Origin of the sequence: Paenibacillus sp. FSL k6-2145, assembly GCF_037976585.1 — a bacterium.
Classification (GTDB): Bacteria; Bacillota; Bacilli; order Paenibacillales; family Paenibacillaceae; genus Paenibacillus.
Genome location: NZ_CP150267.1, coordinates 2,652,967 through 2,667,785 on the forward strand (window position 1 = coordinate 2,652,967; position 14,819 = coordinate 2,667,785).

The 14,819-nt window shown below is 47.3% G+C and carries 11 protein-coding genes and 1 riboswitch; of the genes, 10 read left to right on the forward strand and 1 reads right to left on the reverse strand.

Translation table 11 applies throughout. The features are described 5' to 3' along the window. Window positions 1-45 precede the first annotated feature (45 nt). The 10 genes from NZ043_RS11880 (at window position 46) to sdaAA (ending at window position 12,651) form a co-directional block, all read left to right on the forward strand. Window positions 46-1,104 (forward strand): EAL domain-containing protein, encoded by a 1,059-nt coding sequence (locus tag NZ043_RS11880; protein ID WP_091038185.1) that lies wholly within the window; start codon window positions 46-48, stop codon window positions 1,102-1,104. Window positions 1,105-1,277: 173 nt separating this feature from the next. Next, entirely contained in the window at window positions 1,278-3,365 is a 2,088-nt protein-coding gene (locus NZ043_RS11885) for a methyl-accepting chemotaxis protein (RefSeq protein ID WP_091038187.1), read from the forward strand. Between the two features lie 186 nt (window positions 3,366-3,551). Next, window positions 3,552-4,844 carry an arsenic transporter gene (locus NZ043_RS11890; protein WP_133386924.1) on the forward strand — a complete coding sequence of 431 codons (1,293 nt, stop codon included), beginning with the start codon at window positions 3,552-3,554 and terminating at the stop codon, window positions 4,842-4,844. Between the two features lie 566 nt (window positions 4,845-5,410). Next, window positions 5,411-6,337, forward strand: a complete 927-nt coding sequence (locus NZ043_RS11895) for a phosphate ABC transporter substrate-binding protein (RefSeq protein ID WP_091038188.1) — start codon at window positions 5,411-5,413, stop codon at window positions 6,335-6,337. Between the two features lie 142 nt (window positions 6,338-6,479). Continuing rightward, window positions 6,480-7,388: a phosphate ABC transporter permease subunit PstC gene (pstC, locus tag NZ043_RS11900; protein WP_100528178.1), complete on the forward strand. Its 909-nt coding sequence runs from the start codon at window positions 6,480-6,482 to the stop codon at window positions 7,386-7,388. Between the two features lie 2 nt (window positions 7,389-7,390). Continuing rightward, the gene (gene pstA, locus NZ043_RS11905; protein WP_091038374.1) at window positions 7,391-8,278 is read left to right on the forward strand and encodes a phosphate ABC transporter permease PstA; all 888 of its coding nucleotides are present in this window, start codon (window positions 7,391-7,393) and stop codon (window positions 8,276-8,278) included. Window positions 8,279-8,290: 12 nt separating this feature from the next. Further along, complete coding sequence (gene pstB / locus NZ043_RS11910; protein ID WP_091038190.1) at window positions 8,291-9,046, forward strand: phosphate ABC transporter ATP-binding protein PstB; 756 nt, start codon at window positions 8,291-8,293, stop codon at window positions 9,044-9,046. 184 nt (window positions 9,047-9,230) lie between these two features. Beyond that, complete coding sequence (locus NZ043_RS11915; RefSeq protein ID WP_133386923.1) at window positions 9,231-10,262, forward strand: phosphotransferase; 1,032 nt, start codon at window positions 9,231-9,233, stop codon at window positions 10,260-10,262. A gap of 355 nt (window positions 10,263-10,617) precedes the next feature. Further along, window positions 10,618-10,742, forward strand: a riboswitch (glycine riboswitch). A gap of 252 nt (window positions 10,743-10,994) precedes the next feature. Next, entirely contained in the window at window positions 10,995-11,684 is a 690-nt protein-coding gene (sdaAB, locus tag NZ043_RS11920) for an L-serine ammonia-lyase, iron-sulfur-dependent subunit beta (protein ID WP_133386922.1), read from the forward strand. Then, complete coding sequence (gene sdaAA, locus NZ043_RS11925) at window positions 11,674-12,651, forward strand: L-serine ammonia-lyase, iron-sulfur-dependent, subunit alpha (RefSeq protein WP_076215963.1); 978 nt, start codon at window positions 11,674-11,676, stop codon at window positions 12,649-12,651. Before sdaAB ends, sdaAA begins: the two co-directional genes overlap by 11 nt. Window positions 12,652-12,834: 183 nt before the next feature. Here sdaAA and NZ043_RS11930 read toward each other — a convergent pair whose 3' ends face one another. Next, complete coding sequence (locus NZ043_RS11930) at window positions 12,835-14,595, reverse strand: alpha-glycosidase (protein WP_133386921.1); 1,761 nt, start codon at window positions 14,593-14,595, stop codon at window positions 12,835-12,837. Window positions 14,596-14,819 lie beyond the last annotated feature (224 nt).

Sequence of the window (14,819 nt, forward strand, 5' to 3'; positions counted from 1 at the left end):
GAACATTAATGGACATGGAATCTAAATTGGCAAGGGGGGTCCTACATGAATTGCAGTGGCTGCAGTCCAATCTATCCTATAGAGGGCCAAGGTACCTTGTACTTGCGTCCCATTTCCCCCGCTTTGCTGGAAGCGCTACAAACGCCGGGAAGACTTATCGAGACGTCGGATGACATGATGTGGATGCATTTTTCGAATCTGGAGACGGTTCAGAGCTTAATAGAAAAGATCGGCGAAATTGATCCGACATTACGTGATTCCCTAACTGTTCAGATTATGCCTATATACGAACAGGCTAATGAAGAAAGCTGGATTAGTCTAACCATGCAGGAGTCCCGTTTCAAACATGCGGAGCTTGTTTCCATTATTCTGGAGCATCAATTCAGCAGTCATATGCAACCCATCGTTGATGCATCGGAGCAGATTATCGGATATGAGTTTTTGCTTCGTCCTGCTGAGAATGGAAAATCCTTCAGTTCCTATGAATTATTTGAAGTTGCGCGTGAGACCGGACTACATTCTTTTCTGGATCGATTGGCGCGTATTACTGCTATTGAGACCAGTGCCCTTTTTCTGCCGCATGGTGTCAAACGCTTCGTAAATTTCCTGCCTTCCTCCATATATAATCCCGAATATTGTCTGACACATACATTTGAAGCGATTGAACGCCTTTCGCTGGACCCTAAAGATTTTGTGTTTGAAGTCGTGGAAACAGAGCAGATTCAGCATATGCCCATCTTACAGCAAATATTTGAGGTATATCGTTCCCGTGGAATGTCGGTTGCACTGGATGATGTGGGTGCCGGATATTCGACAATAGAGTTGATGAATCGGTTAGAACCGGATTTTGTCAAAATAGATCGAAGTCTTATTGACCGTTGTGATCAGGATTCGACCAAACAACAGCAAATTCTTCATATTGTTGAGATGTCGAGTCGATTTGGAGGGCAAGTCCTTGCCGAGGGGATTGAACGGATGGAAGAGTTTGAATTCTGTCGTTCCATAGGTATTGAGCTTGCCCAGGGCTACTATTTTGGTAAACCCTCGGCACAACCGCCAGGCGGTCCGTACTCCAATACTTCATCTAATTCATGGAATAATTAGTAACCTGTACCTTGTACAAGTCGCTTCTGATCAGAGGTGGCTTGTTTGGCGTGCCTGCACATTTTTCTCTCAAATAAAAACCCTCATTTAGCCGATATATAAGATAAGCCTTTTAGATTGATCCATACATACAAAGAAAGAGGGCATTTTTACATTTTGAGGGGGAGAAAGACATGAGTGAAACTCAGGATAATAAACCAATGAAAGCAGCGAAACCTGCCAAACCAAAACATAATCAAAATAAAAAGAAGAAAAAGAAAGGTTTTGTCTGGAATATAAGGAACAAACTATTGGTCTCCTTCCTGGCCGTTCTACTCCTGCCAAGTTTGGCAATCGGCTTGATCACACTAACGATGGCTGAAGATGGCATACAAGAACAATTAGTGGATAGTGCCATGCAAAGTGTGAGCACTGCCAATACCATTGTAGAAAGCCAAGTGAATTACAAGATTCATGACATTAACTATTTCGCGGATGCCCTTGATCCGAGCCTGATCAAAGGGGAGAACGATAGTCCTGAGCTTCAGGTGAAGCTGGAGCAATACCTGGGCTTGCATCCTGATGCCATGAATATTTTTGTAGGAACAACAGATGGAGTCATGGTTCGAGGTAAACCAACAGCGAGCAGCACACGGGGAGATGCATATGATCCTAGGGAGCGGGAGTGGTACAAACTAGCGATGGACAAGCCAGGTACAGCTGTTGTATCAGCTGTGTCTGTTAATACCGATGGTGTTGCAGTTGTATTTATCTCCAAAACATTAAAGGATCAATCCGGTGTTATCGGTTTATCTCTGGACCTGACAGACCTGCAAGAGCAGGCATCCATTAAGGTAGGTAAAGAAGGCTACGTTATTATTATGGATGCAAACAAAAACTATGTCGTATCCCCTGTAGCAGATGCAGGTACGCCGGAAACGAGTGGCTTGCTGGATGAGATGTATGAAGGTCCAGAAGGTCAATTCGATTATGTGTTCAACGATCAACCGAAGATGATGATTTTTTCAACAAATGAAGCAACAGGCTGGAAAATTGCCGGCACGATGTTCAAGAGTGAAATAACTAATGCAAGTAAGGATATCCGCATGGTCACATTTATTGTTATTCTGGCGGCTACGTTCCTTACACTCCTCTTTATTATCTGGTTTACACGCTCCATGCTGCGTCCAATTAAACGACTGCAGGAATCAGCCAGAGCTGTAAGTAAAGGTGACTTGACCGTGAAAATGGAAACAGGACGTAAAGATGAAGTCGGAGAACTTGCGAAGTATTTTGAGCGTATGGTTGATAACCTGCGTATGATGATTCTGGGCGTACAGGAAACGACAGAGCAGGTATCTGCTTCTTCTCAAGAGTTGTCTGCCAGTGCAGAACAAACCACCAAAGCGATTGAACATTCAACACAGGCCATTCAGGAACTGGCTGAAGGTGCAGAGCAGCAGGTAAACAGCGTGAAAGACGGATCAGGACAGATGAGCCGAATGGCAGAAGATGTTCGAATGATGTCGGAGCGTGTGCAATCGATTACGGCCAATATGCGGCATACGTCCGGAGCGGCTTCTTCTGGGAATGAGGCAGCAGGACAGGCTGTGGAGCAGATGAACAGTATCCAGGAAACGGTGGAGCAGCTGGGAACGGTGGTTCAATCTCTGAATGCCCGTTCCGTTGAGATTGGTAGCATGGTTGATGTCATTGCATCCATCTCCAAACAAACGAACTTGCTCGCATTAAATGCTTCTATTGAAGCAGCAAGAGCGGGGGATGCGGGTCGTGGGTTTGCAGTTGTAGCCGGTGAGGTACGCAAACTGGCAGAAGAATCCGGAAGTTCGGCAGCGCAGATTGGTGAGGTGGTTCATAATATCCGTCAGGACATGGATGCCGCTCTAATCGCCATGAATGCGGCTCAGACTCGGGTAGGAGAAGGAATTCAGGCCGTGAATACGTCAGGACAATCCTTTGCTCAGATTCGGGAGGCGGTGGAAGATGCTGTTCATACATTGGATGACTTGTCCGCAACAACGAAGCAACTGGAGAGTGGTGCATCCCACGTTGCCAAGGCGATGAGTGATATTTCGAATGTGACCCAGGAATCGGCTGCAAATACAGAATCCGTGTCTGCATCTTCGCAAGAACAACTGGCATCGGTAGAAGAGATTGCATCATCCTCGGCACATCTGAATAGCATGGCGGAACAATTACAAGGACTGCTTGGCATGTTCAAGATGGTAGAGGATACACCGAAAGATAAGGGCAAAGAGTAAATCCTAGTATTTTAACACCACAATTTACCACACATTTTATAATAGAAGAAAATAAAGATAGACAATGTTCCTGTAGCCCTGTATAAATATATCGTCTGGTTATTCCGCGCATATAGCGGTGTAATCTAACAATATAAGATTGAATTAACGAATAATATATTGATACAGGGTACAGCAGGAGGCTTTATGGTATACGTAGCAATACTGATTTTTGTAGTGACAATCACCTTGGTAATCTGGCAACCTCGTGGGTTGGGCATCGGTTGGACAGCCTCAGGTGGGGCATTACTTGCCCTGTTGTGCGGAGTCGTCAGCTTGAACGATGCCTCGGATGTGGCATCCATTGTATGGAATGCAACGCTGGCCTTTGTCGGCATTATTATGATTTCTCTCATTCTCGATGAGACGGGTTTCTTCGAATGGGCTGCCCTTCATATGGCAAGGCTGGCTGGAGGAGACGGTCGCAGACTATTCTTCTACTCCATTCTGTTGGGAGCGGCGGTGTCTGCCTTGTTCGCAAATGACGGTGCCGCGCTAATTCTGACGCCAATTGTGCTGGCAATGGTGCGTGCATTGAAGTTTGATGAGCGTATGGTGCTGGCTTTTGTGATGGCGAGTGGGTTTATCGCGGATACCACATCATTACCGCTGGTCGTCAGCAATCTGGTTAACATTGTATCGGCCGATTTCTTTGGTATTACATTTGTGGAGTATGTAGTACGCATGGTCGTGCCCAATCTGTTCTCAATCGTAGCGAGTACGGGGATGTTGTTTTTGTTCTATCGCAAAAGCATACCTCTTCGCTATGATATTTCAGCAGCGCGTGATCCGAAGGAAGCAATACGTGATCCACGGATGTTCCGAATCGCTTGGTTCATGCTTGGGCTGTTACTCGTGGCCTATGCTTCCAGTGAGTTTCTGCCGATTCCCGTGTCGGTTATCGTTGGCTCTGTTGCGCTGCTGTTCGCTTTATTGGCACGCAAGAGCGAGGCTGTTGATCTGAAACGGGTAATCAAGGAAGCACCTTGGTCGATTGTGGTGTTCTCGGTGGGCATGTATATCGTCGTATATGGACTGCGTAATGCAGGGTTAACGGATCATCTGAGCCGCTGGCTGGATGCCATAGCAGAGCATGGTCTGCTGGCTGCTTCGCTCGGGATGGGCATCATCGCTGCTGTATTATCATCGGTGATGAACAACCTGCCGACCGTGTTGATTAACCTGCTAGCCATCCAGGGCGCACATACCGAAGGCATCATTCAAGAAGCATTGATCTATGCCAATGTCATTGGTTCCGACCTGGGTCCCAAAATGACCCCGATTGGATCTCTTGCCACATTGCTGTGGCTGCATGTGTTATCCCGCAAAGGTGTGAAGATTACATGGGGGTATTATTTCAAGGCAGGCATCATCCTGACCATTCCGACATTGTTAATTACCCTAGCCGGGTTGGCATTGTGGTTATGGATTCTGGGTTAGTAAAATTAGATTTTACATTAAGCATTAATAAGATAGTCTATTGTAATGTAAAAGGCTGCTCTCACAGCTGGTGCTAAGCACTGGCAGCGAGGCAGATTTTTCTGCTTTTGTACCTTCTATAGAAGAAACAGATTTTCTTTCTCTATTAAAGAATCAACAAAGAATTTACACAAGGCCAGCCTTTTATAGGGCTGGCCTTCTTTTTTGCCATCTCCCAGGCAGGAGATTGAAATGCCTGAGATCCAACGAGCGCTGACACAGCGAAGGGAACGGAACGATTGTGGAAAAGCGAAGCGTTCGCCTTTATCCCCGGATGTATTCCTTGGAAAAAGTAAATCATATAAATCCGGGGATAACAGCGATTGAAACAACGTCCGTTCCCGAAGCGACCTCTTCAGGGCTTGATTAAATCCCAGATATTTCAATATACAGCCGATATTTTTAACATTGCGTTTACAAAACACTGATTTTAAGATGACATACCGAAACTACAATGAGTAAAGAGTTGATGGTGAACAAACAAATTCACAAAACGCCATCACTACATTGGGGGAGGAAAACAAAACATGTTTAAAAAGTTGCCGTTTATTTTGATGACCTTAACGTTCGTACTGGTTCTCGCAGCATGCGGATCGAAAAATGACGCTGGTACAGAGGGTGCCGCAAGCAATGGATCAGGAGAAGCTGCTACTGAGCTTAGCGGTAACATTCTGGCAGTCGGATCGACAGCATTGCTACCTCTGGTAGAACAAGCTGGACAGAAATTTATGGCAGTTGATGAATATAAGAACGTAACGGTTCAAGTTCAAGGTGGCGGTAGTGGTACTGGTTTGACACAAGTATCTGACGGACAAGCTACAATCGGTAACTCTGATGTATTTGCAGAAGAGAAACTGGAGGACGAAGCCAAAGTAAAAGAATTGGTTGACCATCAAGTAGCAGTAGTAGCTATGGCGCCAGTTAGCAACAAAGATGCAGGGGTAGAAGATTTGACGAAGCAACAACTGATCGACATCTTCTCCGGTAAAGTAACGAACTGGAAAGACGTTGGTGGTGCGGATCAAGCAATCGTTATTGTAAACCGTCCAAGTAGTTCAGGTACTCGTGCAACTTTCGAGAAGTATGCATTGGGTGCAAAAATGGATGATATCCAAGGTTCGATTCAAGAAGATTCTTCTGGTAACGTAAAAAAATTGGTATCTGAAACGCCAGGTGCTATTGGTTACCTCGCCCTGTCTTACTTGGATGACAGCTTGCAAGTGTTGAAATACGAAGGTGTAGAAGCAACAGTTGAGAACGTAGAAGCAGGAACTTATCCAGTATGGGCTTACGAGCACATGTACACAAAAGGTGAGCCTGATGCAGCAACAAAAGCATTCTTGGACTACATCTTGAGTGACGAAATTCAACAAAACGACGTGACAGAACTTGGATACATTCCAATGTCAGGTATGAAAGTAAAACGCGATGCAGCAGGTAATGTGGTTGAGTAATCTTTGAACTTGCGCATACAGCGAAAGAGGCGGACTTAGGTCCCGCCTCTTTACGCGGTTTGCTCTAAAATAATCCCATATTTTGCATTAATTCTACTATAGAAGGATGGTTGTTATGGAACAGACCGAAGGGGGAACGGTAATGAATAACAAGTTGAAACCGCGCCGGCCCTTAAAAGAGAAACATTATTGGGAAGAGTGGACGGGACGGATCTATACGTCGATTTGTGTCGTTTTCCTGATCGTTGTCATGTTTTCCATTGTTTATTTTGTAGCGTCCAAGGGACTATCGACATTTTTCCAAAATGGAATAAGCATAAGTGAATTTCTTGGTGGGAAAACGTGGAATCCAACTGGAGAGCCTGCGTTCTACGGGGCATTGCCGTTCATCACAGGTTCTTTCATTACAACCTTGCTTGCAGCATTGATCGCAAGTCCGCTTGGCCTGTGTGCAGCACTCTTCATGACAGAGATTGTACCAGGTAAAGGGAAAAAAATCTTGCAGCCTGCGATTGAGCTCTTGTCCGGAATTCCATCCGTTGTGTACGGATTTATCGGACTGAGTGTCATCGTACCCTTGCTTCGCAGTATCTTCGGTGGAACAGGCGTCGGGATTGCAGCCGGATGTCTTGTTCTCGCGGTAATGATACTTCCTACGGTGACAAGTATTATGGCAGATGCCTTGTCCGCGTTGCCAAAAGGATTGCGAGAATCCTCCTACGCACTGGGTGCCACTCGCTGGCAAACCATCTACCGTGTCATTATTCCAACGACTTTGCCAGCTTTGTTGACAGGTGTCGTATTGGGGATGGCCCGTGCTTTTGGTGAGGCTCTTGCTGTGCAGATGGTTATCGGTAATGCACCGCATGTTCCAACATCCTTGCTCGAATCCGCTTCAACATTAACAAGTGTAATTACACTCAGCATGGGTAACACCACGATGGGTTCTGTTCATAACAATGCACTGTGGAGTATGGCGCTTGTCCTGTTGGTGATGACATTTGTCTTCGTCATTCTGGTTCGCCTGCTTGAAAGGAGAAACCGGGTATGAAAATGAAGGCAAAGACGGTAGATAAAATTGCAACATCCGTTATCGTTGTACTGGCCCTGTTCATTGTTATTCTATTGCTCGGTCTGCTTGGCTTCATCATGTATAGAGGTATTGGGCATATTAGCTGGAACTTCCTGACAAGCGCACCACAGTTGCTTAAGGGTGGCGGCGGGATTGGTCCACAGCTCTTTAACTCCATATTCTTGCTTGTCTTGACCTTGATTGTTACCATTCCACTCGGATGGGGCGGAGGGATTTACATGGCGGAATACGCCAAACCAGGCAAGATTACCAGCTTCATTCGTCTGGTCGTTGAAGTATTGTCATCATTCCCATCCATCGTTATCGGTTTGTTTGGTCTTTTATTGCTTGTAAATACATTTGGTCTTGGTTTCTCCCTGATCTCGGGTGCCTTGGCTCTGGCGATCTTTAACTTGCCACTGATGGTACGGACAACGGAACAGGCCTTCCGGGCCGTTCCGAAGGAACAGAAGGAAGCAGGTCTGGCGCTTGGACTGTCCAAGTGGAAGATTATTACTTCGATTCTGCTACCTGTGGCATTGCCGAGCTTGATTACGGGTACGATCCTGGCTTCCGGCCGGATCTTCGGTGAAGCAGCCGCGCTGATGTTCACCGCAGGTATGAGTAGTCCGCCATTGGACTTTACAGATTGGAATCCAACGAGTCCAAGATCACCGCTTAATCCTTTCCGTCCGGCAGAGACACTTGCTGTCCATATCTGGAAAGTGAATAGTGAAGGTATTGGGCCAGATTCCAAAGAAGTGGCAGCAGGGGCGTCCGCCGTGCTTGTCATTCTCGTGCTGGCGTTCAATCTAAGTGCACGCTGGATCGGTCGGGTTGTATTCCGCCGCATGACAGCTTCGAAATAAGGAGGAACCAACATGGCCATACCTTTTGGTACGGAACAGTTAAGCATATATTATGGACATTTCCAGGCAGTCAAGCAGATTAGCCTGACGTTTCCTGAAGCAAGCGTAACGGCTCTTATTGGGCCGTCTGGGTGTGGTAAATCCACGTTCCTCCGGTCGCTGAACCGGATGAACGACGAGATTGCCGGTTCCCGTACAGAGGGACATATCTGGATGGACGGTAACGATCTGAATGAGCCTGGAACCGATGTAATCAAGCTTCGTCAGAAGATTGGCATGGTGTGGCAGAAGCCGAACCCTTTTCATAAGTCCATCTACAACAATATCGCGTTTGGCCCCCGCTACCGCGGTACGAAGAGTAAGAAGGCACTGGATGAAATTGTGGAAAAAAGCTTGCGTCGTGCTGCGCTCTGGGACGAAGTGAAAGACAGGCTGAACGAGTCAGCTCTGTCTCTCTCGGGTGGACAACAGCAGCGTCTGTGTATCGCCCGCGCCCTGTCTGTTGATCCGCAGATTCTGCTGCTCGACGAGCCTGCATCTGCACTTGACCCGGTATCTACGGGTAAAGTTGAAGAGTTGATTACCGAGCTCAAGAAGGAGCTGCGGATCGTTATTGTTACCCATAACATGCAGCAGGCGGCGCGCATCTCGGATTATACAGCTTATTTCTATCTGGGAAGCATGGTTGAGCACGGGGATACAGAGCATATTTTCACGAACCCGGACAATCGTCTGACGCAAGAATACATTATGGGTCGTTTCGGTTAATTGGATCATGGAGTGTAACATAGAGCAATAGACAGAGAGATTAAGAAATAATAGAGACAAAAGAAAGCACAATGCCTGGACGGTTGTTCGGGGGTTGTGCTTTTTTAATTTATAATTTTAGTGGGATTTTCTGTATGCGGGATAAACATTATGCTACGATATTTAGTGTGAAGAGAACGTTTACATGACTTCGAAGGAGATGTTGATAATCACTACGAATCAGATGTCTTACGACCATATGGCAGCTCAGATTATACAGAACTACACTATTGAGAAACCTGTCGTTTCATATATTCGCCACAATGAGAATCTGACATATCATGTCGTCGATGAAGCAAGCGGGAAGAAGTATCTGTTACGTATCCATCAAGCCGCATATACAAGTATGACAGGCATTCAGCATACGCTTCCTGCGCTGGAGGCAGAGATGAACCTGCTTCATGAGTTAAATGCAACGACGGAATTGCGCGTGCAGCATCCGGTACGGAATGTATCGGGAGACTGGGTCACGGTATGGAAAAGTGAAGCGGGTAAAGAAATCTGCTGTACAGTACTGGAGTGGATTGAGGGAAGGGACATCCAGCAGGGAGAACGCCTGACAACAGAGCAGATCTATGATCTTGGGGCACAACTGCAGATGCTTCATCAATATGGGCGTGAGCAGAATCAGACAGATCGAACAAAGGTGCGGCCGGCATATGGCAACATCCATGAGAACTTGGTCATGCTAGGGCAGCTAGAGGAAGGCGTCCGACTGGGGATTTTTACAACGGAAGACTTCGACCTGCTTCGTGAGACGTTTGAGAACATTAATGAACAGTTAGAAACATACCCGCAGCACGCAGGAACATGGGGGATCATTCATGGGGATATTACTCGCAACAATCTGCTGATAACGGATCAGGGCATATCTATGATTGATTTTTGTCTATACGGGTATGGGTACTATCTTTTTGATGCTGGAGGAGCAGCACTTATGTTCAACCGGGAGGAACGAGATATATTCTTATCCGGTTATACCAAACAGATCGCACCACTGACGGATCGTGATATCCGATTAATGGAAGGATTCATGTTGATTTTTACACTGGGTTATTATGCCTTTCAGATGGCGAATGAGTCGAGGCACGAATGGATGAAAGATCGCATGCCGAAGCTATGCAGCAAGTATTGCAGACCTTATGTACAGAACGAGAGCATATTTTATGAACTGTGATTTATAATCCAGATGTGCAGACTCGGATGGGTTAGTGAGCAGTGTGGATCAAAGATTATGGTTGCCTGAATACCCGAACGGTTTCATGGACAATATCATAAATAATAGTAAGCACATCATTGATTGAAGTAGAACGAAATGAGCTGTTTAAAAGATCTTTTTAACGTATTAATGTAATGAAAGCTGACAAAATATTCTGGTTATCATCGCTTCAATAGGAAATGAAGGAAATACACCCAAAGAAATCGTTAAGTTTGTTGACACTGATCTTCCGGTCGATTAATCTTAATGAAGAAGAAATTAATGACTTCCATGACTGTTCTGACATAAGCTCAGAATGGTTCCATATAGCGGATGATAACGAGCGGGAGAGACCTGGGTTAGCCGAGCACAATGGCTAGTATTCAGGCACCGAAGGAGCAAGCTGCTGCGCACCCGGCGCAGTGGTTAATCTCTCAGGTAAATGTACCATCGTTGGACGCAACTCTGGAGAGTGCGCGAACTGCGCCACCCAAGGGGTATATGATCAGTGGGACCGGTGAACTTGTCTGTAATCGCAGGCAATGCACCTTGTCGTGAGACACTGCTGATCGTGAAACTCTCAGGTATCGAGGACAGAGAGAGGGCCTGAGGCCTTCTTCTGTCCTTTTTTGATGTCATCATTCAGTAAATAAGGAACAATATGGATTAGATTCTGGATGGAAATGACGAATACAATTGGAGGGTTATAAAGTGCGATTTAAAGATGTTTTCTCAATTATTGGTCCGTCCATGACAGGGCCTTCAAGTTCACATACAGCTGGAGCGGCAAGGTTAGGGAGAATTGCTCGTCAGTGGCTTGGATGTACGCCAGAACGTGCCCGGCTGACGTTATATGGTTCATTCGCTGACACGTATCAGGGGCACGGAACAGATCTGGCACTGATCGGCGGTCTTTTGGACTATGTCACAGACGATCCACGTATCCCGGATGCAGAGCAATACGCAGAGGAAGCAGGCATGGAGGTTGAGTTTTATACAAGTGGCCTGCCTGCTCCTCATCCAAATACGGTCAAAATTGAGTTATGGCATGGAGAACGTGCCTGCTCCTTAATCGGTGCATCCATTGGTGGTGGCAGTGTATCGGTGCATGCGATGAATGATTTTCGTGTTCAGATTAGTGGTGAGTTTCCAACACTTGTTCTGCGACATGCGGACAAAGCAGGGGTGCTTGCATCTGTAACGTCCACGATCAGTTCATCCGGGGTTAACATCGGGTATATGCAGGTGGACCGGAAAGCCCGTGATGGCGAAGCGCTTACCGCGATGGAAATGGATGGTGTGCCTAATCCCGATATGCTCAAGCGTCTAAGGGAGCTGGACCATGTGCTGGACATTCGTGTTATCGATTTGAAGAGAGGAGTTGATTCGGATGCGGTTTAAACATTTGCACGAACTGAATACGATCTGTACAGCAGAATCCAAAACCATTGCTCAGCTGATGATCGAGGAGCAGGTTCAGGAGACCAATACACCGGAAGCGGATGTTGTGAAACAGATGTCTGAATATTATCAGGTGATGAAGGAAGCGGTACGCAAAGGGTTAACGGAAGATACGACATCACGCAGTGGGTTAACGGGTGGAGACGGTAAAAAAATGGCGGAGTACATTCGCAAGGGTGAGACTTGCTCAGGAGATGCTTCCGCACTTGCCATGGCGTATGCCCTGTGTGTATCTGAAGTGAATGCCTCCATGGGTCGGATCGTGGCAACACCAACAGCCGGTTCCTGCGGCATCATCCCCGGTGTTTTTATTAGCTCACAGGAGCGTTTTGGCTGGACGGACGAACATTTGGTGAACGGGTTGTTCTGTGCGGGAGCGATTGGTTATGTTATTGCCAACAATTCATTTATCTCCGGGGCCGAGGGTGGCTGTCAGGCGGAAGTGGGTTCCGCGATCGGCATGGCTGCGGGTGCCATGGTTGAACTGCGTGGAGGTACACCGGAACAGGTCGTTCATGCCGTTGGTTTGGCGTTAAAAAATACACTGGGCCTTATCTGCGATCCGGTCGCAGGCCTTGTTGAAATCCCGTGCATCGTCCGTAATGGACTGGGTGCAGTTACGGCGCTGGCTGCGGCTGACATGGCCTTGGCCGGAGTGCGTAGTGCCATTCCGTCAGACGAAGTCATCGACGTCATGCTGGAAGTAGGCAGTGCGATGCCGAGCCGCCATCGGGAGACAGCCCAGGGCGGACTGGCCCAGACACCAACCGGCCGCAAAATGATGCAGAAGTTGGCTAAACCAAAGGCAAAGCGTGCCGAGCCTGAGCAGGAGTCGAAGCCAGCGGATTCTGACACAACTACAAGTGGGGCGGACAATGCTCAAGTGGACAAGGATACTCAGGTTTAAGCTGAACCGGGACCACCGATATATAAATCAGTGACATTATTATGTATAACGGCGAATACAAAAATACAAAAACAAGCGTCCGCGAACCCGAATCCGGGTTATGCAGGACGCTTGTTTTATGCTGCAAGATGAAGCGAAGTTAGGATACTTATATGTGACTTCAGATGAATGTGTATTATGACTCTAGTTCTGGCTCACAGCCGTACTCAGTACGGCATATCCATACGCAGGCAGTTCAATGGCGAGTACGCCATCTTCCTTGGCGGTACGATGGTTTCCGCCGAATAACTCGGTCCATTCTTCGTCACCGGCCTCCAGCTCGACAATAGCCGTCTCTTCTGATCGATTGAACAGAACCAGAATGCGTTCCTCCTCATTTTGCCGCTCAAATACCAGTTGGCTGCCATCGGGACGAGCCTGCAGGAAACGAACGGTGCCTTCTGCACGCAGGGCAGGATGAGCATGACGCAGGGAGATTAGTTTCTGATAAAAGTCGAGCAGCTCCCGGTCCTGCTTCGCTTCGTCCCATTCCATGCATTTACGGCAGCCCGGATCATGTTCGCCGTCCATGCCAATCTCGTCTCCGTAATAGATGCACGGAGCACCCATGTAACTGAACTGGAATAACGCAGCCAGCTTCATCTTGCGTTGGTCGCCTTCACACAACGTGAGCAGCCGTGGGGTATCGTGGCTGTCCAGCAAGTTGAACGCCACTTCGCTGGCCTGAAGCGGATAACGGGATAACTGTCGTCCGATGGAGTTCGCGAACTGTTCTGCGTGCATTGTATTTTTCACAAAGAAAGCATTTACGGCATCGGTAAACGGATAGTTCATGGACGCATCGAACTGGTCGCCTTGCAGCCAGGCAGAGGACTCATTCCATACTTCGCCCAGAATATAGGCATCCGGATTAGCCGCTTTGACTACACGGCGGAAATCACGCCAGAATGCATCATCCACTTCGTCTGCCACATCCAGCCGCCATCCGTCCGCACCCACTTCCTTGATCCAGTACTCGGCAACCTCCAGCAGATAGGCCTTAACCTCGGCATTCTCCGTATTCAGCTTTGGCATATGCGCTTCGAATCCGAAGGTCTCATACGTAGGAATGCCGTCCTTCACGTCCAGCGGGTATTCATGTACATGGAACCAGTCCTTATATTTGGATTGTTCTCCGTTCTTCTGCACATCCACAAACGGCGCAAATGTCTTCCCGGAATGGTTAAACACAGCATCCAGAAGTACACGAATTCCACGTGCATGGCATAGCTCGACCAGTCGTTTCACGGTATCTGCGTCACCAAAGTGCCGGTCTACCCGCAGGTAGTCCTCAGTATCGTATTTGTGATTGGTGGTGGCTTCGAAGATGGGTGTGAAGTAGATCGCATTAATGCCAAGATCGCTGATGTAATCCAGATGGTCGATCACGCCCTGAAGGTCACCGCCGAAGAAATTGAAAGGTGTTGGCTCGCCACCCCACGGCTCTACCTTTTCCGGACTAATATCCGGGTTGCCGTTGGCGAATCGTTCGGGAAAAATCTGATAGAACACCGCATCCTTAACCCATGCAGGGGGTGTGAATACAGCTCCGGCATGAATATAAGGGAACTGGAACATACGACCCGGATCGTCCGGCTCTTCTTCCTGGAAGTCCGTCTCGGTCATCCAGATCTGTTCTTCGCCGCTTTTGAGCAGAAAAGAGTATTTGAGTCGGTGGTAGGGAGGTTTCACTTCACCCTCGTAGTAATCGAACATGGAGTCAGAGGTGAACTTGGTTAGGGGAACCAGCGCTTTGGTTGCATCCCACGCATATTTATCCCCGGTCAGGGCATGTACCTCGGTCAGATCATTCTTTTTGGCACGCAAACGCAGATGGATTGTATCTTGGTCATAGGCATAGGCCCAGTTTCGTTTCGGTTGATGATAGATGGCTTCCAGCAGCATAATGAATTTCCTCCCGTCAGGTGTGGATATAGTATGTACTTGGTAGACTTGATTAATATGACATTCCCCACGTTAATGAATACGCTATAATTAGAATGTGTGGTAACGTAAAGGACTTTAACATTGTTTCAACAAGACATGAATCCATATGTTATAGACATCTTTTACCATGATGATGCTCAGATATATCATTAACCCAATGGGGGCAGAAAGGAAACGAATAT